General features: G+C 76.1%; 25 protein-coding genes and 1 pseudogene. 11 read left to right on the forward strand and 15 right to left on the reverse strand.

Features of this window, described 5'->3' with window-relative positions; translation table 11 throughout:
- Positions 1–1,204 (forward strand): class I adenylate-forming enzyme family protein (locus tag VGH76_RS01305; RefSeq protein ID WP_331554794.1); only part of this gene is annotated, 1,204 nt, incomplete at its 5' end.
- Between the two features lie 230 nt (positions 1,205–1,434).
- On the opposite strand, the gene VGH76_RS01310 is transcribed toward VGH76_RS01305, so the two are convergent.
- From VGH76_RS01310 to VGH76_RS01320, 3 genes are read right to left on the reverse strand one after another with little or no spacing between them, the layout of a single operon-like run.
- On the reverse strand, positions 1,435–2,262 hold the full coding sequence (locus tag VGH76_RS01310) for an ABC transporter permease (protein WP_331554795.1): 828 nt from the start codon (positions 2,260–2,262) through the stop codon (positions 1,435–1,437).
- Complete coding sequence (locus tag VGH76_RS01315; RefSeq protein ID WP_331554796.1) at positions 2,222–3,082, reverse strand: ABC transporter ATP-binding protein; 861 nt, start codon at positions 3,080–3,082, stop codon at positions 2,222–2,224. Before VGH76_RS01315 ends, VGH76_RS01310 begins: the two co-directional genes overlap by 41 nt.
- On the reverse strand, positions 3,079–3,552 hold the full coding sequence (locus tag VGH76_RS01320) for a MarR family winged helix-turn-helix transcriptional regulator (protein ID WP_331554797.1): 474 nt from the start codon (positions 3,550–3,552) through the stop codon (positions 3,079–3,081). Before VGH76_RS01320 ends, VGH76_RS01315 begins: the two co-directional genes overlap by 4 nt.
- Positions 3,553–3,689: 137 nt before the next feature.
- Here VGH76_RS01320 and VGH76_RS01325 point away from each other — a divergent pair, with 137 nt between their 5' ends.
- The 3 genes from VGH76_RS01325 to VGH76_RS01335 all read left to right on the forward strand — a co-directional run bounded on the left by VGH76_RS01325 (position 3,690) and on the right by VGH76_RS01335 (position 5,457).
- Positions 3,690–4,160 carry an SRPBCC family protein gene (locus VGH76_RS01325; RefSeq protein ID WP_331554798.1) on the forward strand — a complete coding sequence of 157 codons (471 nt, stop codon included), beginning with the start codon at positions 3,690–3,692 and terminating at the stop codon, positions 4,158–4,160.
- Positions 4,161–4,190: 30 nt separating this feature from the next.
- Entirely contained in the window at positions 4,191–4,958 is a 768-nt protein-coding gene (locus VGH76_RS01330) for a DUF1990 family protein (RefSeq protein WP_331554799.1), read from the forward strand.
- 148 nt (positions 4,959–5,106) lie between these two features.
- Positions 5,107–5,457 carry a hypothetical protein gene (locus VGH76_RS01335; RefSeq protein ID WP_331554800.1) on the forward strand — a complete coding sequence of 117 codons (351 nt, stop codon included), beginning with the start codon at positions 5,107–5,109 and terminating at the stop codon, positions 5,455–5,457.
- Between the two features lie 11 nt (positions 5,458–5,468).
- Here the strand turns inward: VGH76_RS01335 and tatC are convergent, their stop codons facing one another.
- The gene (gene tatC, locus VGH76_RS01340; RefSeq protein ID WP_414637649.1) at positions 5,469–6,452 is read right to left on the reverse strand and encodes a twin-arginine translocase subunit TatC; all 984 of its coding nucleotides are present in this window, start codon (positions 6,450–6,452) and stop codon (positions 5,469–5,471) included.
- Between the two features lie 68 nt (positions 6,453–6,520).
- Entirely contained in the window at positions 6,521–7,552 is a 1,032-nt protein-coding gene (locus VGH76_RS01345) for an endonuclease/exonuclease/phosphatase family protein (protein ID WP_331554802.1), read from the reverse strand.
- Between the two features lie 373 nt (positions 7,553–7,925).
- Between VGH76_RS01345 and VGH76_RS01350 the strand changes: the two genes are divergently transcribed.
- Positions 7,926–9,086 (forward strand): hypothetical protein, encoded by a 1,161-nt coding sequence (locus tag VGH76_RS01350; protein ID WP_331554803.1) that lies wholly within the window; start codon positions 7,926–7,928, stop codon positions 9,084–9,086.
- A 150-nt stretch (positions 9,087–9,236) separates the two neighbouring features.
- Positions 9,237–10,079 (forward strand): hypothetical protein, encoded by an 843-nt coding sequence (locus tag VGH76_RS01355; RefSeq protein WP_331554804.1) that lies wholly within the window; start codon positions 9,237–9,239, stop codon positions 10,077–10,079.
- A gap of 2 nt (positions 10,080–10,081) precedes the next feature.
- On the opposite strand, the gene VGH76_RS01360 is transcribed toward VGH76_RS01355, so the two are convergent.
- Positions 10,082–11,095 carry an endonuclease/exonuclease/phosphatase family protein gene (locus VGH76_RS01360; RefSeq protein ID WP_331554805.1) on the reverse strand — a complete coding sequence of 338 codons (1,014 nt, stop codon included), beginning with the start codon at positions 11,093–11,095 and terminating at the stop codon, positions 10,082–10,084.
- Between the two features lie 221 nt (positions 11,096–11,316).
- Here VGH76_RS01360 and VGH76_RS01365 point away from each other — a divergent pair, with 221 nt between their 5' ends.
- On the forward strand, positions 11,317–12,561 hold the full coding sequence (locus VGH76_RS01365) for an erythromycin esterase family protein (protein ID WP_331554806.1): 1,245 nt from the start codon (positions 11,317–11,319) through the stop codon (positions 12,559–12,561).
- 95 nt (positions 12,562–12,656) lie between these two features.
- A complete protein-coding gene (zwf, locus tag VGH76_RS01370) occupies positions 12,657–14,195 on the forward strand; it encodes a glucose-6-phosphate dehydrogenase (protein WP_331554807.1) in 1,539 nt (512 codons plus the stop codon).
- Position 14,196: 1 nt separating this feature from the next.
- On the opposite strand, the gene VGH76_RS01375 is transcribed toward zwf, so the two are convergent.
- The 3 genes from VGH76_RS01375 to VGH76_RS01385 all read right to left on the reverse strand — a co-directional run bounded on the left by VGH76_RS01375 (position 14,197) and on the right by VGH76_RS01385 (position 15,163).
- Positions 14,197–14,571, reverse strand: coding sequence for a hypothetical protein (locus VGH76_RS01375; RefSeq protein ID WP_331554808.1), 375 nt, complete (start codon positions 14,569–14,571; stop codon positions 14,197–14,199).
- A 95-nt stretch (positions 14,572–14,666) separates the two neighbouring features.
- The gene (locus VGH76_RS01380) at positions 14,667–14,870 is read right to left on the reverse strand and encodes a hypothetical protein (protein ID WP_331554809.1); all 204 of its coding nucleotides are present in this window, start codon (positions 14,868–14,870) and stop codon (positions 14,667–14,669) included.
- Between the two features lie 35 nt (positions 14,871–14,905).
- The gene (locus VGH76_RS01385) at positions 14,906–15,163 is read right to left on the reverse strand and encodes a hypothetical protein (RefSeq protein WP_331554810.1); all 258 of its coding nucleotides are present in this window, start codon (positions 15,161–15,163) and stop codon (positions 14,906–14,908) included.
- 341 nt (positions 15,164–15,504) lie between these two features.
- Between VGH76_RS01385 and VGH76_RS01390 the strand changes: the two genes are divergently transcribed.
- A complete protein-coding gene (locus tag VGH76_RS01390) occupies positions 15,505–16,026 on the forward strand; it encodes a hypothetical protein (protein WP_331554811.1) in 522 nt (173 codons plus the stop codon).
- Positions 16,027–16,029: 3 nt separating this feature from the next.
- Here the strand turns inward: VGH76_RS01390 and VGH76_RS01395 are convergent, their stop codons facing one another.
- The 3 genes from VGH76_RS01395 to VGH76_RS01405 form a co-directional block, all read right to left on the reverse strand.
- Positions 16,030–17,910, reverse strand: a complete 1,881-nt coding sequence (locus VGH76_RS01395; RefSeq protein WP_331554812.1) for a hypothetical protein — start codon at positions 17,908–17,910, stop codon at positions 16,030–16,032.
- A gap of 191 nt (positions 17,911–18,101) precedes the next feature.
- Positions 18,102–18,257: a hypothetical protein gene (locus VGH76_RS01400; RefSeq protein ID WP_331554813.1), complete on the reverse strand. Its 156-nt coding sequence runs from the start codon at positions 18,255–18,257 to the stop codon at positions 18,102–18,104.
- 92 nt (positions 18,258–18,349) lie between these two features.
- Positions 18,350–18,682, reverse strand: coding sequence for a hypothetical protein (locus VGH76_RS01405; RefSeq protein WP_331554814.1), 333 nt, complete (start codon positions 18,680–18,682; stop codon positions 18,350–18,352).
- 283 nt (positions 18,683–18,965) lie between these two features.
- Between VGH76_RS01405 and VGH76_RS01410 the strand changes: the two genes are divergently transcribed.
- The gene (locus VGH76_RS01410) at positions 18,966–19,961 is read left to right on the forward strand and encodes a potassium channel family protein (protein WP_331554818.1); all 996 of its coding nucleotides are present in this window, start codon (positions 18,966–18,968) and stop codon (positions 19,959–19,961) included.
- On the opposite strand, the gene VGH76_RS01415 is transcribed toward VGH76_RS01410, so the two are convergent.
- The 3 genes from VGH76_RS01415 to VGH76_RS01425 all read right to left on the reverse strand — a co-directional run bounded on the left by VGH76_RS01415 (position 19,958) and on the right by VGH76_RS01425 (position 21,654).
- Positions 19,958–20,857 (reverse strand): SAM-dependent methyltransferase, encoded by a 900-nt coding sequence (locus VGH76_RS01415; protein ID WP_331554815.1) that lies wholly within the window; start codon positions 20,855–20,857, stop codon positions 19,958–19,960. The two genes, VGH76_RS01410 and VGH76_RS01415, sit on opposite strands and share 4 nt — an antisense overlap.
- 21 nt (positions 20,858–20,878) lie before the next feature.
- Entirely contained in the window at positions 20,879–21,271 is a 393-nt protein-coding gene (locus VGH76_RS01420; protein ID WP_331554816.1) for a hypothetical protein, read from the reverse strand.
- A 101-nt stretch (positions 21,272–21,372) separates the two neighbouring features.
- Complete coding sequence (locus VGH76_RS01425) at positions 21,373–21,654, reverse strand: hypothetical protein (RefSeq protein WP_331554817.1); 282 nt, start codon at positions 21,652–21,654, stop codon at positions 21,373–21,375.
- Between the two features lie 228 nt (positions 21,655–21,882).
- On the opposite strand from VGH76_RS01425, the pseudogene VGH76_RS01430 reads away from it, so the two are divergent.
- Positions 21,883–22,241 (forward strand): annotated as a pseudogene (locus tag VGH76_RS01430) (LytR family transcriptional regulator); the annotation flags it as partial.

Here is a 22,241-nt window from a genome sequence, read left to right on the forward strand (position 1 = left end):
CGAGGTGGCCGGCGTCGACGAGCTCGGGGTGCGGGTGGTCGGCCTGGGGGGCGAGGCCCCCGAGTACGAGGCCCTGCTCCCCGACGCCGAGCCCGTCGCCCTGCCCGACGGCGACGACGCCCCCGGCGAGGACGACCTGGCGGGGCTCTTCTACAACGGCGGCACGACGGGCGCGGCGAAGGGCGTGATGCTCACCCACGGCAACCTCGTGGCCAACGCGTTCCACTTCATGGCCTGCTGGCCGTTCACCGAGGACACCCGGTTCATGGTGGTCGCGCCGATGTTCCACGCCGCGGGCACGATCGGGGCGCTGGCGACGACGTGGGCCGCCGGCACCCAGGTGCTCGTCCCGGCCTTCACGCCGGCCGGGGTCCTCGATGTCGTCGAGCGCGAGCGCATCACCGCCACCCTGGTGGTCCCGACGATGATGGACGCCCTGGCCGTCGAGCAGCGGGAACGGCCCCGGGACGTCTCGAGCATGCGCTGGCTCTCCCACGGCTCGAGCCCCGCGGCCCGCGAGCTGCTCAAGCGGACCCACGCGACGTTCCCGCAGGCGTCGATGCTGCACATCTACGGCCTCACCGAGACCTCCCCGATCGTCACGCTGCACCCCGACGAGCAGCTGCGCCTCGACGGCACCCGGGCGATGTCGTGCGGACGGCCCGCGGTGGGGGTGGAGGTCCAGGTGATCGACCCGGTCGAGCGGACCCCGCTGCTGCCCGGCGAGGTGGGCGAGGTCGCGATCCGCGGCGCCAACGTCACCGCCGGCTACTGGCACAAGCCCGAGGAGACCGCGAAGGTGCTGCGCGGCGGCTGGTTCACCTCCGGCGACCTGGGCTACCTCGACGACGCCGGCTACCTGTTCCTCGTCGACCGCGCCAAGGACATGATCGTCTCCGGCGGCGAGAACGTGTACTCCGCGGAGGTCGAGAACGCGCTGTACTCCCACCCCGCGGTGGTCGAGGCGGCCGTGTTCGGGGTGCCCGACGACCGCTTCGGCGAGGCCGTGCACGCCGTCGTCCAGACCCGCACCGAGGTCAGCGGCGACGAGCTCGTCGCGCACTGCCGGCTGACGATCGCCGGGTACAAGGTGCCCCGCGGGGTCGAGCTGCGCACCGACCCGCTGCCCAAGTCCGGCGCGGGGAAGATCCTCAAGCGGGAGCTGCGCGACGCCTGGTGGCAGGGCCGCGAGACCCGCATCTGACCCGAGCGCACGGCGGCCGCTGACAGCGATGGTCCGTCGCCGACACGAGCGATCCGACACGATGGTGTGGCGACGGGCGGGCCGCGCGGCGTCGGCGGTGACCCGGCTCGTCGACTGGTCGGGACCGCGTCGACGGTCTCGGACCCGACGAGGGTCGCGGCCGGCGACGGGAGCGCCACCGGCCGTCGTCGTCCGGGACCTCCACCGACCTCGCGCAGTAGGCGGGGGGCTCACCCCCGTGCGAGCCGCGGCAGCAGCGCCGAGGCGATCGAGATCATCGCGACGGCGGCGACGACGAGCACCACGGCGTCGAGCCAGAGGCGGGCGGGCGTGCCGACCAGCAGCCCCCGCAGCGCGTCGACCTCGTAGGACAGCGGGTTGACGTGGTTGATCCACTGCAGCCAGGTCGGCATGACCTGCACCGGGTAGAGCGCGTTCGACGCGAAGAACAGCGGCATGGTGATCGCCTGGCCGATGCCCATGAGCCGGTCTCGGGAGAGCACGACGCCTGCGAGCGTGATCGACAGGCAGCAGAAGAAGGCCGACCCGAGCACGACGACGACGGCCGCGGCCAGCCACTTCAGCGGGTTCACCGTGATCCCGACGCCGAGCAACAGCGCGATCACCACGACGACGAGGGCCTGGACCAGCGCGCGGATGCCGGCCGCGAACGCCTTCGAGGTGACCAGCGCGGTCCGCGGGGTCGGCGTCACCAGCAGCTTCGCGAGCACCCCGGCGTCGCGCTCCCAGATGACCTGGATGCCGTAGAAGATCGCAATGAAGAGCGCGGACTGGGCCAGGATGCCGGGCGCGAGGAAGTCCAGGTAGGGCGTCGACCCGGTCGGGATCGCGTGGATGCGGCTGAACGTCGTCCCGAACACGATCAGCCACAGCGCGGGCTGGATGGTGCGGGTGACCAGTTCGGTGCGGTCGTGACGCAGCTTCTGCAGCTCGACCAGGCACATCGCGCCCATGCGGCGGACGAGCAGCGCCACCTCGCCGGCGGGCGAGAAGCGCTCAGCCGACGCGGCGGGCGGTGCGGCGGGCAGTACGGACATCGCGCATGCTCCCTTCCTGGCCGGACCGGGTCAGGGTGTCGCCGGTGTGGTGGCGGAAGACGTCGTCGAGCGTCGCCGGGCCGTCCCCCACCCTCCCCAGGGCGGCGGTGAGCTCGGCGGGGGTCCCCTCGGCCCGCTTGCGGCCACGGTGCAGCAGGGCCACCCGGTCGCAGTGCAGCTCGGCCTCCTCCATGGCGTGGGTGGTGACCAGCACGGTCATCCCGGTCTCGCGGCGCACCTCGTGGATGCGGTCCCAGACCCCGGAGCGGGCCACCGGGTCGAGGCCGACCGTGGGCTCGTCGAGCACCAGGACCCGCGGGGCACTGACGAGGGCCTGGGCCAGCTCCAGGCGGCGGACCATGCCGCCGGAGTAGGTCGACGCGGTGCGGTCGGACGCCTCGGTCAGCCCCATCGCGTCGAGGACGGAGTCGACGGCCTCGGCGCGGTCGCGGCGCGGCACGTCGAACAGCCGCGCGAAGAGGGCGACGTTCTCCCGGCCGGTCAGCGAGCCGTCGGCCGAGAGCTGCTGGGGCACGTAGCCGAGCAGCCGGCGGACCTGGCGGCGGTGCCGGGCCACGTCGAGGCCCGCCACGGTCACCGTGCCCGGCGGCGCGGGCAGCAGCGTCGTGATGACGCGGATCGTGGTCGTCTTCCCGGCCCCGTTGGGGCCCAGCAGGCCGAAGACCTCGCCCGGGTGCAGGGCGAGGTCGAGCCCGTCCACGGCGAGGTGGTCGCCGAAGGCGTAGCGCAGGTCCCGGGTGCGGACCGGTTCGACGTCGCCCGTGTCGGTCGCGTCCGCCGCGTCTTCGGTGTCCGTCATGACCCACCCCCCTGGTGGTGCGGATCGGGCTCCTCGACGGCGTCGAGGAGCCGGGTGAGTGCGGGCAGGGCCGCGGTGAGGGCCTCGTGGTCGGCCGGGTCGAGGCAGGCCAGGGCCGCGTCGACGACCTCGGCGCGCACGGCCCGCCAGCGGCGCAGCCGGCCGTGGGCGGCCTCGGTGAGCTCCAGGCGGGCCGCGCGGCGGTCGGTCGGGTCGGCGGTCCGGCGGAGGTGGCCGTCGGCGACGGCGGTGCGCACCAGGGTGCTCACCGAGTTGTCCGCCAGCCGCAGCCGTCGCGCGACCCCGGCCACCCCGATGCCGGGGGAGTCCTGCACCGCGCGCAGCAGCTCCACCTGCGCGGGCGGCAGGGCGGGGACGCCCGTCCGCTCCCGGGTGCGGCGCCGCACCGCCCGGCGCAGCGCGGTGACCGCGGGCATGAGGCCCTCGGCGAGGCCGACGGTGATGGTCACGAGAGAACATTAGCTCTGACACAGAGATGTCGTCGAGGCGAGCGATCGGCGTCACCCGGCGCCCGGGCGTTCCCTCCGCCGCCCCGCGGTCCCTACCCTCGGAGGCGGCGCAGGTGGCGAGGCAGGGAGGCCCCGGAGTGCACGAGCACCACGAGGTGCGGATCGCCGCGTGCCCGGACTACGTCTGGGCGGTCCTCACCGACGTCTCCCGATGGCCGCAGTTCGCGCCCTCGCTGCGGGAGGTGGTCCCCTTCGACGGCGGGCCGCTCGTCGCCGGCGGCGGGGTGCGCGTCCGCGCCCGGCGCCTGCCCGTCCGGGAGTGGCAGGTCACCGAGCTCCGTCCCCACCGCGGCTTCACCTGGGCCGGGACCGGGGTCTTCGCGTCCGCCCGGCTCCGGGTCGCGATCACCGCCGAGGGCTCCGGCCGCAGCCTCGTCGCGTTCACGCTGGAGCACTCCGGCCGGGTCGCCTCCGTCGTCGGACGGCTGACCGGCCCCACCGCGGCCACGCACGTCGGGGAGCTGGCCGCGGGGCTGCGCCGCCGGTGCGAGGCCGGGCAGTGCGGCCCGTCCGGCTCCGTGGCGGGCGTCGCGCAGCGCACCCGCTAGAGGTGGCGGGCGGCCGGGTACCCGGCCGGCGTGCAGATCGTCCCCGGACCCCGTCAGGTGCTGCGCGAGGCCCTGATGCTCACCGAGCTCCCGCGCGGACTCGTCGCGCTCGGCCGCATCTGGGGACTCCCCGGGGTCCGCGTCACCCACCGCCGGCTCGCGGGGGACCCGGAGCAGGACGCGCCGCCGCGGCTGCTCGACGCGAACGGGCGCGACCAGCCGGTGGCCGCCGGGTACGGGCCGATGCTGCACCGCACCTTCCGCGCCCGGGTCGTCGCGCCCCGCCTCGGGCCGCGCGCGCTGGTCGCGGTGCTCGCGGCGGACATGAACCAGGCGATGGTGCCCGGCGTCGCCCGCTTCGACCGCGTCGGCGACATCCGGCGCGCCCTCGCCGTCGGCGACGAGTTCGTCGTCCGGATGCCCGGTCCGTGGGACGGCCCGGTGCGCGTCGTCGACCGCACCGACGGCGACGACCGTTCCTCCTTCCGGCTGGCGACCCTCGACGGCCACGTGGAGGCGGGCCAGATCGAGTTCGCCGCCAGCGCGCTCGACGACGACGTCCTCGAGTTCCGCATCACCACCTGGGCCCGCGCCGGCGACCCGCTCGCCGACCTGGTCTACAACCGTCTCGGCGTCGCCCGGGAGATCCAGTTCCAGCTCTGGGTCCACTGCTGCGTCCGCGCCGCCGTGCTGTCCGGAGGCGCCGCGCCCGACGGCGTCGAGGTGACCACCCGGTCGCTGATCTGGACACCCGAGGCCGCCGCGGGCGTCGCGGAGGAATCCGCCGCGGAGGTGTAACGCCGCGTGGGGGGACGACGACATCCCCCGTGAGCCCCGACGGGCCGCGGGACCCCCGACCTCGCGGCCCGTCGGGGCCATCGTCGTTCCGGGCCGGGCCCGGCGCGCCGTCGTCACCGACGGGCTGCCACGACCTAGCCTCGATCGGGTGTCGTCCGGCCCGCCCCGCGTCCCCGTACCGAGTGCCCTCGCGGGCACAGTCATCGTGCTGTGTGCGGTCCTGCTCCTCAAATGGCTGGCCGTCGTCGCCCTGGTCGCGGGAGGCCTCGTCGTCCTGGCCCGGTGGCTCTGGCGCCGCCGCTACCGCCCGCTCGCCCTGGAGCTCGAGCCCGCGGTGCCGCGCGAGCCCGACCCGGGCCTCGTGCGCCTGCCCGGCCCGCCCCCGACCGACCCGGACTGCTCCTGGTGCGGGCTCGCCGGTGGCCACCACGACGCGCTCGGCCGGACCCTCCGACCCCGGTACGCCCACCAGGCGCGGGAGCAGCGGGTGCGGGTGTAGCGGAGGCGCGCCTACGTGACGTCGTCGAAGCGCGGCGGATCCGCCGGGCCGGAGCCGTTCCCGGACGGCCCCTCCAGGCGCGAGGGCGCGACCGGCGCCGGCGCCCGGACCGGCTCGACCGTTGCCGCGGGGCCCGGGACCGGTGACGGACCGGCCTCGTCGTCGGCGAGCCCGGCCCACGGCGACTGCTTCGCCGCCCGCCGGTCGTGCACCCGGCACACCTGCGCGGCGATCTCGAACAGCACCGTGAGCGAGACCCCGAGCGCCAGCATCGAGAACGGATCCTGGCCCGGGGTCGCGACCGCGGCGAACACGAAGATCGCGAAGACCAGCCCGCGGCGCCACGCCTTGATCCGGGAGTACGGGAAGATGCCGACCCGGTTCAACATGATCATCAGCAGGGGCAGCTCGAAGCTCACCCCGAAGATGACCAGCAGGGTGATGAGCAGGCTGAAGTAGTCCTCGCCGCGCAGCGCGGTGATCTGGATGCCGCCCCCGACCGTGACGAGGAAGTACAGCGCCTGGGTCAGCACCAGGTAGGCCAGCACGGCCCCGCCGAGGAAGAGCACCGTGCCCGTCCCGATGAAGATCCGGGCGAAGCGCCGTTCGTGGGCGTGCAGCCCCGGGGTGATGAAGCCCCAGAGCTGGGAGAGCCACACCGGGCTCGAGAGCACGACGCCGGCCGCCACCCCCACCTTGATCAGCAGGGCGAGCTGCTCGAACGGCGCGAAGGCCACGAGCTGGCACTGGTTGGGGTTGCCCAGCGTGAGGCGCGCGCTCGGGGGCAGCCGGCAGTACGGCTCGGTGAGCAGCTGTCCCAGCGAGGGCAGCCCGAAGATCGGGTACTGGTACCAGACCACCCCGATGATCGTCCCGAGGACGACCGCGATGACACCGATCATCAGCCGTCGACGAAGCTCGTGGATGTGCTCGAGAAGCGTCATCGTGCCGTCGGGGTTGCCCTGGCGCGGACGCAGCCAGTGGGGGACCCGCATCCACGACGGTCGTGCCACGGGCCCGAGCCTACGGGGGCGCCCGCTCGCGGCCGTGAGCTCGTCGGGTCCTACAGGCGCAGCCGCGTCAGCAGCGCGCGGTGATCGCTCCCGGGGACGGCGATCACCTCGGTCGAACGGGCCTGCGGCCCGACGCCGTGGGCGCCCGGCCGGGTGAGCACGTGGTCGATCTGGGCGCCGAGGACGCGGGGGAAGCTCGAGCGCCAGGTCGGCACGAGGGAGGCCCCGGTGGCCGTCGCCGCGTCGGTGCAGCCCGCGGTGCCGGACCGGAAGGCGGAGTGGTCCGGGGTGGCGTTGAGGTCGCCGACGATCATCGCGGGCGTGGGGTCACCGCCGGGGGCGCACCATTGCCGCAGCATGCCGAGCTCGTCGGGCCAGTAGGAGATCCAGCCCGGGACGATCGAGACCAGGTGCACGGCCACGAGCCGCGTCGGGCCGAGGATCCCGCCGGTGACCTCGGCCCAGGGGTAGCGGGTGTCCCCGTCGAGGCGGCGGGCCGTGACGTCCCCGGCGCGCGGCGCGGCGGCCACGACGATCCCGCGCACGTCGGCGGCCCATGGCGGCACGTTCGTCCAGGTGCGGTACCCCGGCAGCAGCGGGGCGAGCCGGGCCCGCATCCGTTCCCCGGACTCCGGCAGCACCACCAGGTCCGCGTGCCGCGCGAGGGCGAGGGCGGCGACGGCGCGGGCGTCGGCGTGCCCCTCGAACGCGTTGAGCTCGAGCACGGTGAGCTCGGTACCCCCGGGCGGTGGGGCGGGGTCGGCGACGGCGCGCGGCGCGACGACCGCCCCGGCGACGACGGCCACGACGAGCGCGGGCACGAGCACGGGCCACCAGCGCCGCCGCAGCGCCAGCAGCACGAGGGCGACGCCCCCGATCCCGACGGCCAGGTCCGGGCGCAGTGCCGCGAAGACCGCGAACGGCAGCACGTGGTCCAGCTCGAGCCGGTCCGGGAGGAGGACGACGACGGCGAGGAGGGTCGCCACCGCGAGGAGGACGGCGACACGGGCCCGCCGCCCCGCCGGGAGTCCCCGCTCCCCGCGGGTGACCCGGGCGCGCGGAGGTCGCCCGGTCGTCGTCATCGATGCAGCGTAGGTCGGTCCCGTCAGCTCACCGTGCGACGGCGGGCCCCGGGTCGGGTGACGTGACCGGGTTCTCGCACCGTGGCCGCCGTCGGGACGGGACGCGTGGGACGGACCGGACGGACGGCGGCGGGACACGCCGGGCCGTGACCGCTCGGCGCCGACGCGCGGGCGCTCGCGGCACCGGGAGGGCCGACCTGAGAGCGCTCCGGAGCCGATCGGTCACGGATCGCTCCTCACGGGGCCGCTCACTGGTCCGGACGGAGGAGGCGAACGGCCGGTGGGCGCGCCGTGATCGCCCGTCATCGCGCCGGGACCCGAGGATTCTCAGGTTGGGGTCCCCAGGCTCGGCGGCCCCCTAACTTCCTCGCCGATGAACACGACGGACGTCTCCTCGGGCACCGCCCCGGTGAGCCGTGCGGGCCTCCTGCGGGTCGGCCTGCACCTGCTCCTCGCGGCGCTCCCCCTGCTCGCGATCTCGGCGCACGTCTTCGGCCTGATCGAGATGAACTGGTCCGCGGCACTGCTGGTCGTGCCGCTGGCGACCGCGATCGTCGCCCTGACGATCTTCGCCCCGCACCCCGAGGAGCGCGTCATCCTCCACGGGTTCCTGTGGGGAATGCTGGCCTGCGCGCTCTACGACATCTTCCGCCTCGACACGGTCTACATGCTCGGCTGGTGGGCGGACTTCATCCCGACCATGGGCACCTGGATCATCGGAGACGGCGCGTCGAAGAGCGCCGGCGCGTGGGTCGGCTACCTCTGGCGCTACCTCGGTGACGGCGGCGGGATCGGCGTGACCTTCTTCGTCGGCGCCGCGTTCCTCGGCCTGCACCACCGGCCCCCGAAGCAGGTGGTGGCGGCCGCGGTGGCGTTCGCGGTGTTCCCGGTCTGGGCCGGGCTCATCGCGACCGTGGCCCTGGCGACCCGCGGCCAGTCCATGATGTTCCCGCTGACCCCGACGACGATCACGCTCTCGCTGATCGGCCACCTGATCTTCGGGCTCATCATGGGGCTGGGCTTCGTCAAGACCCGCTCGGCGCAGCGGTACTGGCCGTGGCTGCCGGTGTTCGGCGGCCACCGTGCCCGGCCCGCCCGCGTCGGCCCCGTGGCGGCGGACTCTCGACCGGTGCTCCCCCCGGCCGAGCGTGCGCACCCCGCGGCCGTGTCGGGGCCGGTCCCGGTCGGGGCCGCGGCGCGCCCGCCCGCCCCGGCGCGGACCGGCGAGCGCCCGGTCGTCGTCCCCCCGCCCCCGCTGCCGCCGGGCCACCCCTCCGGGCCGCTGCCGCGTCAGGAGCGGGTGGGCGCCGGGCACCCCTCCGGGCCGCTGCCGGCCGCGGTCGGGGCCGGGACCCCCGCCCGGGGCGAGGCCGTCGGGTCGGCGTCGGCAGCCCGGGCGGCGGGACCGGGGACGGGCCGTACCCGCACCGCCACGCCGCCCGCCGGGCAGACCCTCGACCCCGAGACGTGGGCGCTCTGGCAGCGCCAGCTCGCCACGACGATCAAGGGTCGCCGGACGCACCGGTGGCGCTGAGCGGGTGCCGGGCCCGGCCCCGGCCCGGTGGCAGCAACGGCACGTTCCTGGCGTCCGACGCCAGGACGGCGCCGCTCACCCGTCACGCCGGCCCGGGCCCAGGTCGGGCCCGGCATCAGCGGCTCACCACCCGGACGCGACGATGGAGGGGTGTCCCCCCGGCTCGTCGCGGTCCTCGCCCCGCTCCTCGGTCTCGCCGCCCTCCTCGCGGGCTGCGCGCAGACCGGCCCGACGGTCGGGCGGCCGCCGGCGGAGATCGTGCGCGAAGCGGTCGTCGCGACCGCCGCAGCCGGCCCGTCGCACGCCGCCGTCACCGGCCAGACCGCCGTCGCCGGACAGGCCATCCCGATCAACGGCAACGGGGTGGTCGACCCGGCCCACCAGGCCGCCGACCTGAGCCTGCAGGTGCCCTCGCTCGGTGCGGTCCGCGTGGTGTTCAGCGGCGGCAGGCTCGCCGCGCAGCTCCCGCCCGCGGCCGCCGGGGTGATCGGGGCCCTGGCCGGCGGCAAGCAGTGGGTGTCGGTCGACGTCGACCGGCTCGCCCAGTCCGGGTACGGCGCCCCGCTCGGCGCGCTCGGCGTGGGGACGACCGCCAACCCCGCCGACCAGCTGGGCTACCTGCGAGCGATCAGCGACACCACCCGCCTCGTCGGGCCCGAGCAGATCGACGGCGTGGCCACCACCCACTACGCGGGCGCGGTGGACCTCGACAAGGTGCCCGGCGCCGCCGACCCCGCCACGAAGCCCGGGATCGACCGGCTGAAGGCCCAGCTCGGCACCAACCTGCTGCCCGTGGACGTGTGGGTCGACGGCGGCGGGAAGCTCAAGCGCGTCGGCCAGACGGTGACCGTGAAGGCGACGCCCGAGGCGCCCGCGGGGACCCCGACGACGACCACCACCACGCTGACCTTCTCCGACGTCGGCTCCGCGCCCGCCGTCGTGCCCCCGCCCGCGGACCAGGTCGCCGACGTCTCGTCGCTGCTCCCCGGCTGAGATCAGTCCACCGTGTGCACCGTGACCAGCACCCCGCGGTGGTCGGTTCCCGGCACCTCCACGACGTCGAAGCCGTCGACGCCGACCCCGCCTCCGACGAGCACGTGGTCGAGCTGGGCGCCGAGCCAGCGCGGGGTCGCGGTCGGCCAGGTCGCGGGCAGGCCCTTGCCGGCCGCGTCGCCCGCGTCGGTGCAGCCCGCGGTGCCGCGGCGGTAGGCCGCGATGTCCGCGGTGGCGTTGAGGTCGCCGACGACCGCCGTCGGGCCCGCCCCCGGCCCGCACCAGCGCTGCAACGACGCGAGCTCGGCGGGCCACGCGCCGATCAGCGTGGGGACCGGGGAGGCGGTGTGCACCCCGACCGGCCGGGTCCGACCCAGCGCCCCGCCGGAGATCTGCAGCCACGGGAACCGGACGTCGGCCACGACGTCGGCGCGGACCGCGCCGAGCGACGGGCCGGCGAGGATCGACGTGCCCTCGGCGTCGGCCCGGGTCGCCGGCGTCGAGGACCAGGACCGGTAGCCCAGGTCGGCCACCAGCGGGGCCAGGCGCGCCCGGAACGGTTCCCCGGCCTCGGGCAGCACGACGACGTCGGGGCGGCGCAGGTGCAGCAGCGTCGCGAGCGCGGTGACGTCCGCGCTCCCGCGGTCGACGTTGAGGGTCATGACGACGAGGTCCGGGCCGGGGTCGGGCCCGGGGCCGTCGGGCAGGAGCCGCGGCAGCAGCGTCACCACCGACACCGCCGCGATCAGCAGCACCGGCACGACCGTCGGCCACCACCGCGCCCGCACCGCGAGCGCCAGCAGCACCAGGACCACCACCACGATCGTCGCCGGCGCGCGGACGAGGACGAACGCGACGACCGGCAGGACCCCGTCGAGCCCGAGGCGGTCGGGGACGAGCACCAGCGCCACGACCGCGACGACCACCACCCCGAGCACCACCCGGCCCCGCCGCGGGCCCCGGGGGATGCGCACCGGCCCGGTGTCGGCCTCGGCCCCGGCGTCGGGGCCGGTCACGCGCGGGTCACCACGACGGCGCCGTCGGGCGGGACGTCCGTCCGGTCGATCGGGGTCTCCCACGTGCCGTCGCGGAACACCACCGGACGTCGCACGGCGGAGCAGGCTAGCGGGCGGCACACCCGGCCGGCGCCGGGACGGGGCCCACCGCGGACCGCGACGCGTCCCCGCGCGGCGGGGGTGGACCGCCCGGCCCGCGGCGCCGCCGTAGGGTCCGGCCCGTGGACGACGAGGTCGCGGACTGGCTGGCGGACCATGCGGTGCCGCTGGACGAGGTCGGGCTGTCCGCCTGGCGCCCGTCGCTGGCCGGCGTGCGGGTGCTCGGGGTCGGCGCCGCCGCCCACGGCGCGCGGGAGCTCCTCACCGCCGGCAGCCGGCTCGTGGAGTTCGCCCTCGAGGAGCTGGGCACCCGGGTCCTCGCCCTGGGCGCGAGCGAGGCCGGCGCCACCGGGCTCGACGCCGTGGTGCGCGGGATCGGCATCCCGGGCGACGCCGTCGCCGCGCTCGGCGGCTGGGAGTACGACACCCCCGAGGTCGTCGAGCTGGTCTCCCGCCTGCGCGACCACAACGAGCTCCTCCCGCCGGAGGACCGCATCCGGGTGGTGGGTGTGGACCCGGTGCGCCCGGCGCCGTCGGTGAAGGCCCTCGGCGGCTACCTGCGGGCCGTCGCGCCGGACCTGCTGCCCGACGCCCGCGACGGCCTGGCCGACCTGCTCGACCACGAGCCCGACGCCCGTCCCCTGCCCGTCCGCGTCCGCGACACCGTGGTGGGCCTCCACGAGCGGATGGTCGCCGACGAGGCGCGCCTGGTCGCCGAGAGCTCACCGGGCCGCTTCGGCGAGGCGCTCGACCACGCCTGGATCCTCGCGCGGGCCGCGGAGGTGGCCTGCGCGCCGCGCGGACGCGAGCCGCGCACCGAGGAGGAGGCCGAGGCGCTGTCGGTCGAGAGCGCGCCGGTACTGCGGGCGCGTCTCGCCGCCGAGGCGGTCGGCCGGGCGGCGCAGGACGCCCGCGGCACCCCCGCCGTCGTCCTCTGGGGTCACGACGACCAGGTGCGGGTGGGCGACCCGACGACGGCGGGGCGCCACCTGCGCGCCGCGCTCGGCGACGCCTACTACGCCGTCGGCGGGCTGTTCGACGAGGGCGGGGCGTCGGCGGTCCGGCGCCGGGTGCTGCGGCCGGTGCGGCCGCGACCCACGACGCACCGGCTGCCACGCCTGGACGGCACCCTCGAGGCCGACCTGCGGACCGCGCTCGGCGACGACGATGAGCGCCTCGTGGACCTGCGGGCCGCGCGCGACGCCGGCGGCCCGGTGGCGACCTGGGCCGGCGCCCGGACGACGACCCGGCGGCTCGGCCCCGTCGTCGACTCCGGGCAGCTTCGCGCCCGCACCCCGCTGGTGCCCGCCCGGGAGTTCGACGCCCTCGCGCACGTCCCGCGCGTCCACCCGGCCTGGATCCGGTAGCGCGGCCCCGGCCCGGCCGGTTCGTCGACACACGCCCGCCACACGACCGGGCTACGGTCGCCGCAGCTGCCAGGCCCCGCGCGAGGAGGTCCGTGATGTCCGACCCGGTCCGGACCGACAATCCCGACATCGCCTATCCCGGCCCGGGCTCGCGGCCGTTCCGGCGGGACCTCGAGCCGATCGCCCCGCACGTGATCGTGCTGTTCGGCTGCACCGGGGACCTCGCGAAGCGCAAGCTGCTGCCCGGCCTGGCCTACCTCGCCGATTCCGAGCTGGCCCCGGACATCCGCATCGTCGGGACCGCGATGGAGGGCCTCAGCACCGAGAGCTTCCGGGAGCTCGCGCACACCGCGGTGCAGAGCTTCGGCATGCACCGGCTCGCCGAGTCCGACTGGCAGGACTTCGCCGACCGGCTGAGCTACGTCCCGCAGGGCGAGGGCCCCGAGGCGCTCGCCTCGGCGGTGAAGGAGGCCGCCTCCCAGCTGATGGGCGCCGCCACCCAGCGCACCGGGAACGCCCCCGACGGCGTGCGGCTGCTGCACTACCTGTCGGTGCCGCCGAGGGCGGCGCAGGCGGTGCTCGAGATGCTGCGCGACGCCGACCTGGTCCGCGGCGCGCGGGTGATCATGGAGAAGCCGTTCGGGTACGACCTGGAGTCAGCGGTCCGGCTCAACGACTTCGTCCACCAGGTCTTCGACGAGTCGCAGGTGTTCCGGATCGACCACTTCCTCGGCAAGGAGGCGGCGCAGAACGTCCTGGCGTTCCGGTTCGCCAACGGCCTGTTCGAGCCGATCTGGAACCGCAACTTCATCGACCACGTCCAGATCGACATCCCCGAGTCGCTCGGCCTGGACCAGCGCGCCAGCTTCTACGAGGCCACCGGCGCCTACAAGGACATGGTCGTCACCCACCTGATGCAGGTGATGGCCTTCGTCGCGATGGAGCCGCCGACCGCGCTCGAGCCCCGCGCGATCAGCGAGGAGAAGAACAAGGTCTTCCGCTCGCTGCTCCCGATCCACTCGACCGACGTCGTCCGGGGCCAGTACGGCGGCTACCGCGACGAGCCCGGCGTCGCCGCGGACTCCGACACCGAGACCTTCATCGCGCTGCAGGTGGGCCTGGACAACTGGCGGTGGGCGGGGGTGCCGTTCTACCTGCGCACCGGCAAGAAGCTCGCCGAGGGCCAGCGGATCATCTCGATCGCCTTCAAGGAGGCGCCGCGCACGATGTTCCCGCAGGGCTCGGGCGTGGGCACGCACGGCCCGGACCACCTGACGTTCGACCTCGCGGACTCCTCGCGGGTCTCGCTCTCGTTCTACGGCAAGCGCCCCGGGCCGGGGATGCGGCTGCAGAAGCTCTCGATGCAGTTCTCGACCCAGGAGATCGGCGAGGCCGCCGACGTCCTCGAGGCCTACGAGCGGCTCATCCTCGACGCGATGCGCGGCGACCACACGCTGTTCACCACCGCGGAGGGCATCGAGTCGCTCTGGGACCGCTCGCAGCCGCTGCTCGCGGACCCGCCGCCGGTCAAGCCCTACCCGAAGGGCTCCTGGGGGCCGAACGCCATCCACCAGCTCATCGCGCCGAACGCCTGGCGGCTCCCCTTCGAACGCGCCTGGCGGGAGAAGAACTGAGTCAGGGCCGTCCGCCGACCCGGGCCGGGGTGCGCAGCGGGCCGTCCGGGGCGCGACGCGCCCCGGGGAGGTAGGGGGCCGAGGGGAACGGGGCGGTGAGGGGGTCGCGCCGGGCCTCGGTGTTGTCGATGCGCGGCGGCCCGATCGGCTCGGGGCGGGTCGGGGCGCTGCGCTGGGCGGCCGACGCCGTCGGCACCGGGCCGGAGACCGCCTCGTACGCGTCGACCTGGCTGGTCCGGCGGCGGGCCCGGCGCAGCGCGTCCTGCCGGTCGCGGACCTCGCGGTCCCGCGCGGCGCGGTGGTGCCGACCACGCGCGGCGTGACCGGCGGACCGGGTGGGCTGCGGGGTCGCGCGACGCGTGGTGCTGCGGAACACGGGCAGATCACGTCCCTGGGCTCGGCGGGTTGCCTACTCCCTCTTCATCGCCCGCCGCGTGGCCGAGCTGGTTCCGCCGATCGGGGACGGTCACGTCAGGCGTGGCGCGCGGGGCCCTCGTGCTCGGCGAACTCCCGGCCGTCGAGACGCGGCAGCGGGATCGGCCCGGTCTCGTCCTTCCAGGCAGCGAGCGTGCGCTGGTCGGTGGTCCCGTGCACCGCGGCGCTGACCAGGGGGGCGGCGAGCCAGGCCGCCGCGGACGAGCCGGCGGCGAGGGCGACGTTCCCGGCGAAGGACATGGCGACTCCTCGGGGCGGAGTGGTGCGGTGGTGGGTCAACCGACCCGGGACACCCGGCGGACGGCGTCGGCCGCGGGACGGGGCGAGGGCACGGCGGCCCAGGTGCCGGAGGGCCGGAACGGGACGACCGGGGCCGAGGCCGAGGGCGGCGCCACCGGCGTCCGCCCCGCACGCACCCGTGCCCGAGCCGTGTCGTCGAGGGAGCCGCCGAGCGTGAGCACCACCCAGGGCGCGGCCATCCACGTCGTCACGGCTCCGACCACCGTCGTCGTCGCGGCTGTCCGTGCGCGCATGCGGTCCCCCACCGAACGTCCGATCCCCCCTGCCGACCGCGGGACGGGATCGGGCCCCGCGTCCGGAGGAGTCGAGGCCTCTCCGTGGTCGCGGTGCGCGATTCAACATAAGCGAGGAACCGCGATCGGAGGTACCCCGATCAGGTGATCCACGGGAGAGGTTGCGGCGAGTGACATCACGATGCGGTCACGACGGAGTGTGTCTCCGGTCGTGCCACGGCGCGTGCGGCTCGCCCGTCCGGGTGTATCGGCTACGGCCTCGTAACGGTGTGGTCTCGTCGTTCGAGAGTCAGGGCACAGGCGGTGGCCAGGGCGGCCGCCGCACGTCGAGGGGGGCCGTCATGGGCATTGTCGTCACCACCGTGGTGCTGGCCGCACTCGCGGCCGTCGTCCTGGTGCTCGTGCTGCGCACCGGGTCGGCGGCGGCGTCCGTGGCGCCCCGCCTCTCCGCGGGCTTCGCGCCGACGCTGCTCGCCCGGGCCGGCTTCCCGGCGACCGCGCACAACGTCGCGATCCTCCACGACCACCTGGGCGCGGTCTTCCTCGACGCCGCCCGCGGGTCGCTGCCGGCCGAGGCGCTGGCCGCCCTCGGGGCGCGGTGCGCCCCGGCCCGCGGCGGGGTCCCGGTCGCCGGCGGCTCGTCGCGCACGTGGCCGCAGCGGGTGCTCGACGAGCTCGCCGCCCTCGGTGCCCTCGACGTGGCCGCGCTGCCGCGGCGGGCGCAGGACACCCTCCTCGCGACCGCGGGTACCGGCCGCGGCCTGCTGGGCGGGTCGGTCTTCGCGCCGCTGCCGGCGCCGGCCGCCCCGGTGCTGCCCGCGCCGCGCGCGGCCGCCGACGCCGCCCACCGCGTCGGTGCCTGAGGACTACAGCGAGGCCCGGGGCCCCTCGGCGGGCGCCGGCTCGTCCTGGCGCTGCTCGGGCACCGGGTCGGGGACCAGCCCGTCGGTGCCTGCCCTGCCGGCCCCGTCGTCGTCGTGCTCGTCATCCCCGTCGTCCGGCTCCCGCCGGGCGGCCGTCTCCATCTCCGCCAGCGACCGGGCCGCCGCCGAACCGCCCGGGCTGTCGTCGCCGAGCAGCTCGCGGACCCGGGAGTAGGCGGCGCGCGCGTCGACGGTCCGTCCACGGAGCCGGTCGAGGTGGGCGAGGTCGAGGGAGGCCTCCGCCTCCCGGGTGTCGTCGCCGGCCTCGCGCGCGGAGGCGACGGCCGCGCGCAGACAGCCGCGCTGGGCGTCGAACCGTCCGGCGTCGCGCTCCAGGCCCGCGAGGAGCAGGCCCGCGTCCGAGGCGTCGCGCGGCGGCCCGTCGCGCACGACGAGCTCGAGGTGGCGCCGACGCTCCGTGGGCTCGGCGTCGCGGTCGAGGCCCAGCCAGAACGCCGTGCGCGCCCGCAGCGAGCGCTCGGTCCCGTCGTCGGGGGTCCCGGCGAGGACGGCGGCGAACCAGCGGCGGGCCTCGGCGGGGCGGCCGGCCTGCAGCGACGCGACCCCCAGCCGGTAGTGCTCGCCGGGCGTGGTCGACCCCGGCGCGGCCCCGTCGGGGGGCGGGCGCAGGAGCAGCGCGGCGAGGTCGTCGAACCGGCGGGCGAGGGCCAGCACCCCGACCGCGCGACGCCGGGCCCGGACCTGCGGCGGGTCGAGGACGTCGCCGACGACCTCGCCGAGACGCGCGGGCGGCGTCCAGCCGTCGGCGCCGAGGGCGTCGGCGGCCGCGGTGAGCAGGCCGCTCGGGACGTGGTGCACCCCCTCGCTGAGGCGCAGCCGTCGCAGCAGCGGCGGCTCCCCGCGTCGGGGGCGCTCGGCGACGAGGGACTCGACGGCTCGGCCGAGGTCGTCCACCCCGGGCACGGAGTCCGGCCCGTCACCGTCGTCGTCGCCGGCGAGGTCGCGCGCGTAGGCGAGGGCGAGCCGGGCGAGCAGCGGGGTGGGCAGGGCGTGCGGGACCCCGAGCCGGTCCCAGTCGACCGCGGCCCGCAGCACGGCGGCGCGGGCCGTCGTGGTCCGGCCCTCGCCGCGCCGCCCCGGCCGCCACGATCGCCCGGAATCGCCCGGCACGAGCAGACCGCGGTGGGGGGTGAGGTCGACGAGCCCCTCGCCGAGCCGCGACCCCGACGGGACGGACAGGCCCACGGCTTCGGCGTGGGCCGCCTCGGCCGCGGAGAGCGTCTCCGGGAGGCGTACGACGGTGACGCCGTCACCCACGTCACCCCGGACGACGTCGGGGTGGAGCAGCGCGGAGTCCGCCGTCGCGAGGATCCGGACGCCGGCCGGCGGCCGCGCGCGGCGCAGCGCGCCCAGCAGGGCGGGGCCGACGGCGTCGAGCCAGACGACGAGGCCGGGCGAGCCCGGGAGGGCGCCGCCGCCGGCGAGGGACGCCACGAGGGCGGGGTCCGCCGGGGAGGCCAGCGGGTCGGAGCCGCCGAGCGTCGCGGGGTCGGGCCGGATCACCCGGTGGTCGCCGAGCAGGAGCCGCGCGGCGCGGGCGAGGGCATGCGTGGCGCCGCCGAGCCGTGGCCCGACGACGATGACCACGGGGTCCCCGCCGCCGACGGCGGCCTCGATGCGGTGGTCGGCGTCGCGCTCGAACGCGGGTGCGGCGAGGGGGGCGTGGACGCCCAGGGCGGCGAGGTCGACCTCGCTGCACAGCGGCGGGTCCGGCACCTCGCTCGTGGGGTCCGGTGCCCACCGGCCCCGGCCCGTGCGCCGGGCACCGTCGAGAGGGGCGCGCCAGCGCCCGGTCGCGGTCATCCGCGGTTCCTCCACCCTGCTCCGCCGTCGTCGGTCCCGGCTCGTCGCGGGCGGCTCGGGGATCCGACGATCCGTCGTTCTACCCGGAGCAGGGACGACGGGGAAGGACATCACGGCTGCGGGGGGCGGATCCCGCTCGTCCGGTCGACAGCGGGGTGGGCCGGGTGCGGCCCGGCGGGGGCGGACGGGGGTCAGCGGGGGCGGGGCAGGTCGGTCGGGGCGCAGCGCTGGACGGGGACGAGGGACGCGACGAGGTGACGCGCGCGGGCGGCGGCCTCGAGGCGTTGTTCGCCGGCGGCGTCCCGGTCGACCTGCACGGGCAGGCGGTGTCGCAGGTGGTCACCCATGCCCGGCTCGTCGTCCGGCGAGCCCGGAACGTTTCCGCCCCCTGGTCCGGTAGGTCCGACCGGAGGCGGTCGATGAGCCGGACGGGTGGGACTCAGGCGGGCCCGGGCTCGGGATCCGCACCAGGGGGCAGGTGCAGGCGGACGATGCGGACGACGACGTCGTCGAGACCCTCCGCATCGAGCGAGGCCCGCAGGGCCTCGGCCGCGACGGCCGCGTCCGGTCCCCCGAAGGGGCCGTGGGCGTCGACCTCGGCGGTCTGGGGGTCGACCATGAGGACGACGTAGCCGTCGCACTCGTCCAGGGCCGCCACCCGGCCCACCCAGTCGTCCTCCTCCCCGTGTCCCCGGCGGTCGGGGTCGTGGGGCAGGGACCATCCCTCGGTGCCGGACCCGGCCACCGCGTGGCAGGCGAACCGATCGCCCATGACGGTTCACGCTCCTCTCGCTGCTACCTTCAGTGACGGACGACCTCACTCATCGTGCTCGATAGGGGGGTGTCGCCCGCATTCGTCACCTGCTGTGAGTCGGATACCCAGGTGTCCTGACATGCATGGTTGAATGTTCACCCGATCGCGGGAGTCTCCGGTCCCACCAGCGGGGTGACGCGCCGCGGCTACGCTTCGCCGCGTGGAGCGGACCAGGGCGCCGGGGCCACGGGGACCCGACCCGGCGCGTGACCCCTCCGACGGTGCCGCCGCCGCGGTGGTGATGCCCGACCGGCGCATCGGGCCGCTCGTCGCCCTGGCACGGCGGACGGTGGTCGGCCTCGGCGCGCTCCTCGCGGCGGGCCTGCTCGTCTACGTCCAGCGCGGCGACTACCGCGACTCCAACGGCACGCCGATCGGCTTCGTCGACGCCCTCTACTACGCCACGGTGTCGCTCTCCACCACCGGCTACGGCGACATCGTGCCGGTCACCGAGTCGGCCCGGCTGTGGACGATCCTGGCGATCACGCCGCTGCGCGTGCTCTTCCTCATCGTCCTGGTCGGCACCACCGTCGAGCTGCTCACCGAGCGCTCCCGTCAGGCGTTCCGCGTCCGGAGTTGGAGGTCACGCGTGCGAGACCACATCGTGGTGGTCGGCTTCGGCACCAAGGGCAAGGCCGCCGTCGACACCCTGCTCGGCGACGACGCCGTCCCCGAGCGCATCGTCGTCGTCGACACCGACCGCGGCCGCCTGGACGCCGCCTCGGCGATGGGCCTGGTGACGGTGCGCGGGGACGCCACCCAGTCGTCGGTGCTGCGCACCGCGGGCCTGACCCACGCGGCCGCCCTGGTGGTGGCCGTGAACCGGGACGACACGGCGGTGCTGGTGACGCTGACCGCCCGCGAGCTCGCGCCGGCGATCACCATCACCGCCGGCGTCCGCGAGACCGAGAACGTCCACCTGCTGCGCCAGTCCGGCGCCGACTCCGTCGTCGTCTCCGCCGAGACCGCGGGCCGCCTGCTCGGGGTGGCCACCAGGACCCCGAGCGTGGTCGCCGTCGTCGAGGACCTCATGACCCCCGACGCGGGCATGAGCCTCGCCGAGCGCGACGTCACCGAGTCCGAGGTCGGGGGCTCGCCCCGGCACCTGCGCGACATCGTGCTCGGTGTCGTGCGGGCCGGGCGGGTGCACCAGATCGACGCCCCGGCCGTGGACGCGCTGGAGCGCGGGGACCGGTTGCTGTTCGTCAAGCGGGTCGGCAGCCCGTCGCCGGGCTAGGGCCGCCGCGCCTCGAAGAACACCGACGAGGTGAAGGCGCGCGCCGTCGGCCCCTCGAGCGGGCGGCCGTAGCGCGCCGCCGCGTCTCCGGCGGACTCCTCCTCGACCGTCCAGCCGGCGGCCCGCAGGCGCTCGCGGGGGTCGGGGCGCTCGTCGGTGTGGACGAGGTCGCGCACGTCGACCCCGAAGCGCCGGGAGGACGTCGCCACCAGCTCGTCGTCGTCGAGGTGGTCGACGGCGTCGGCGAGGTGCTCGACGGCGATCCGGCTCCCGGGCGCGGAGAGCTCGACGATCCGGTCGAAGAGGTCGACCTCGGCCTGCGCGGGCAGGTAGGGCAGCAGGCCCTCGGCCAGCCACGCGCTCGGGCGGCCCGGGTCGAACCCGGCCTCGCGGAGGGCGGCGGGCCAGTCCTGGCGCAGGTCGACGCGCAGCGCGACGCGGCGCACCCCGCCGTCGGGTGCGGGCTCGGGCGAACCCTCGGTCTCGGTGAGCACGCGGTCCTTGAAGTCGACGACGTCGGCCTGGTCGATCTCGAAGACGGTCGTCCCGGCGGGCCAGGGCAGGCGCTGGGCGCGGGTGTCGAGACCGGACGCGAGGATCACCACCTGGTCGAGCCCGTCACGCGCGGCGTCGAGCAGGTGCTCGTCGAACCAGCGTGACCGCACCCCGACGTAGGTCGAGGTCAGACCCGACGCCGGGTCGGTCGAGGAGGCCTGCGGGTCGACCTCGACGGGCAGGTCGACCTCGTCGCGCACCGCGTCGAGGAACGCCTCGGCGTGCGGGTCCTCGACGAGGCCGTCGGGCCGGCGCGTCTCCATCGCCCGGGAGCTCGCCACGCCGAGCGCCGTCACGCCGACGCTCTCGGTGATCGTCCACTTGTCGTCCTCGCTGCGCATGCGATCCGGATACCCGGATCGTTAGGCAGGCGAACGAGGTGCGGTGGATCGACTGCGGCAGTCGGGGCAGTCCACCTGGTCCGCCCGCAGGCCCGGGACCACCGTCTCGACGGCCGCGCCGCAGAGCGCACGCAGTCCCTGCGGATCGACCGCGTCGCCCCAGGCGACCTCGGCGACGTGGTGGTGGGTGTCGTCGCGGCCGGTGACGACGAGCGTCGTACGGCCCGGCGTCGGGACCCCGGAACGGCGACGGGGCATGCCGGGCGCGGTCGGGTCGGGCACGTCGTCGGGCAGCTCGTGGGTGGGCAGGTCGTCCGGCAGGTCGCCGGGGAGCGGCGGCAGTGGGTGCCGGGGTGGCACGGGGTCGAGGCCGGAGGCGGGGCGGCGGCCGGGACCGGACGGCGGGATCGTCACGGCGTCCTCCTCACGACGGGTGCGTCCCACTGTCCCCGCGGTGGCGCTCCGGCGCCAACGGCGACCCTCGCGCGTTCCGGCGGGGGGCGCCCCTGGTCGATCTAATCGACCGAGGGTGCCCTTCGCTCGGAACGGCGGCGGCGGGGGAGCGGCAGCGGCACGACCGGCACCGCGTCGCCGGCGCGCTCCGGCTCGGCGGCGCGGCGGGGGCGGGGCTGCTCGGGGAGGTCCCGCAGGGCGTCGAGGACGCGGCCGAGGGTCTCGCGGTCCGGGGCGGCGGCCGGGCCGGGGACGATCGCGCCGAGGGCCGCCTCGGGGCGGACCACCTCCGACGTCCGGACCTCCGACGAAGGGCCCTGGGCGGCCTGTGGGGGCGTCGTCACCCGGACGACTGTAGGAGCAGCGCAGCCGGTCCGGATGGCGGGGGTCGGGAACTCCTCGACGCAGAGCAACGGTGCGATTACGGTCGGCAGTCGGGTTCGTCTCGGAACGTCCCCGGGTGGGCCGGACGGGTCACTTGTGCTAACGACGGACCAGTCGTGTACGACAGGCGGTCACGACTCGGCGTTGCCGGGCAGCCGGGGGACCAGGGAACGGGCGGGAACACCATCATGAGCGTCGACCACCTGCTGCAGACCGACGACCAACCGCCGGAGCCACGCTCCGCGCGGCGGCGGCGGGGGCTGCGGGGCCTGCTCTACGTGCTCGTCGCGGTCGTCATCCTCGTGCTGCTCGCGGCGGCGGGCATCGTGCTGCTGACCAACCACCTCGGTGACCAGGTGGGCCGCTACCCCTCGGTGTTCGCGGGTATCGACCCGTCGAACCGGCCCGCCGGCAAGGCCGGCCAGACCTTCCTGCTGGTCGGCACCGACTCCCGCTCGACCGACCCGACGACGGGCAGCGACGCCACCGCCCCGGACTTCGTCTTCGGCGCCCAGCGCAGCGACGTGATCATGGTGGCGACGATCGC

The sequence above is a fragment of the Actinomycetospora sp. genome, from assembly GCF_036497585.1.
In the GTDB taxonomy this organism is placed as follows: Bacteria; Actinomycetota; Actinomycetes; order Mycobacteriales; family Pseudonocardiaceae; genus Actinomycetospora.

Coding starts and splice junctions, on each gene's coding strand:
- VGH76_RS01315 (WP_331554796.1), bottom strand. CDS start 3,082: ATGACGGACACCGAAGACGCGGCGGACGCGACCGACACGGGCGACGTC.
- VGH76_RS01400 (WP_331554813.1), bottom strand. CDS start 18,257: ATGGGTGACCACCTGCGACACCGCCTGCCCGTGCAGGTCGACCGGGAC.
- tatC (WP_414637649.1), bottom strand. CDS start 6,452: ATGCGGGTCCCCCACTGGCTGCGTCCGCGCCAGGGCAACCCCGACGGC.
- VGH76_RS01410 (WP_331554818.1), top strand. CDS start 18,966: ATGCCCGACCGGCGCATCGGGCCGCTCGTCGCCCTGGCACGGCGGACG.
- VGH76_RS01380 (WP_331554809.1), bottom strand. CDS start 14,870: ATGTCCTTCGCCGGGAACGTCGCCCTCGCCGCCGGCTCGTCCGCGGCG.
- VGH76_RS01345 (WP_331554802.1), bottom strand. CDS start 7,552: ATGACGACGACCGGGCGACCTCCGCGCGCCCGGGTCACCCGCGGGGAG.
- VGH76_RS01395 (WP_331554812.1), bottom strand. CDS start 17,910: ATGACCGCGACCGGGCGCTGGCGCGCCCCTCTCGACGGTGCCCGGCGC.
- VGH76_RS01350 (WP_331554803.1), top strand. CDS start 7,926: ATGAACACGACGGACGTCTCCTCGGGCACCGCCCCGGTGAGCCGTGCG.
- VGH76_RS01310 (WP_331554795.1), bottom strand. CDS start 2,262: ATGTCCGTACTGCCCGCCGCACCGCCCGCCGCGTCGGCTGAGCGCTTC.
- VGH76_RS01415 (WP_331554815.1), bottom strand. CDS start 20,857: ATGCGCAGCGAGGACGACAAGTGGACGATCACCGAGAGCGTCGGCGTG.
- VGH76_RS01385 (WP_331554810.1), bottom strand. CDS start 15,163: ATGCGCGCACGGACAGCCGCGACGACGACGGTGGTCGGAGCCGTGACG.
- zwf (WP_331554807.1), top strand. CDS start 12,657: ATGTCCGACCCGGTCCGGACCGACAATCCCGACATCGCCTATCCCGGC.
- VGH76_RS01390 (WP_331554811.1), top strand. CDS start 15,505: ATGGGCATTGTCGTCACCACCGTGGTGCTGGCCGCACTCGCGGCCGTC.
- VGH76_RS01405 (WP_331554814.1), bottom strand. CDS start 18,682: ATGGGCGATCGGTTCGCCTGCCACGCGGTGGCCGGGTCCGGCACCGAG.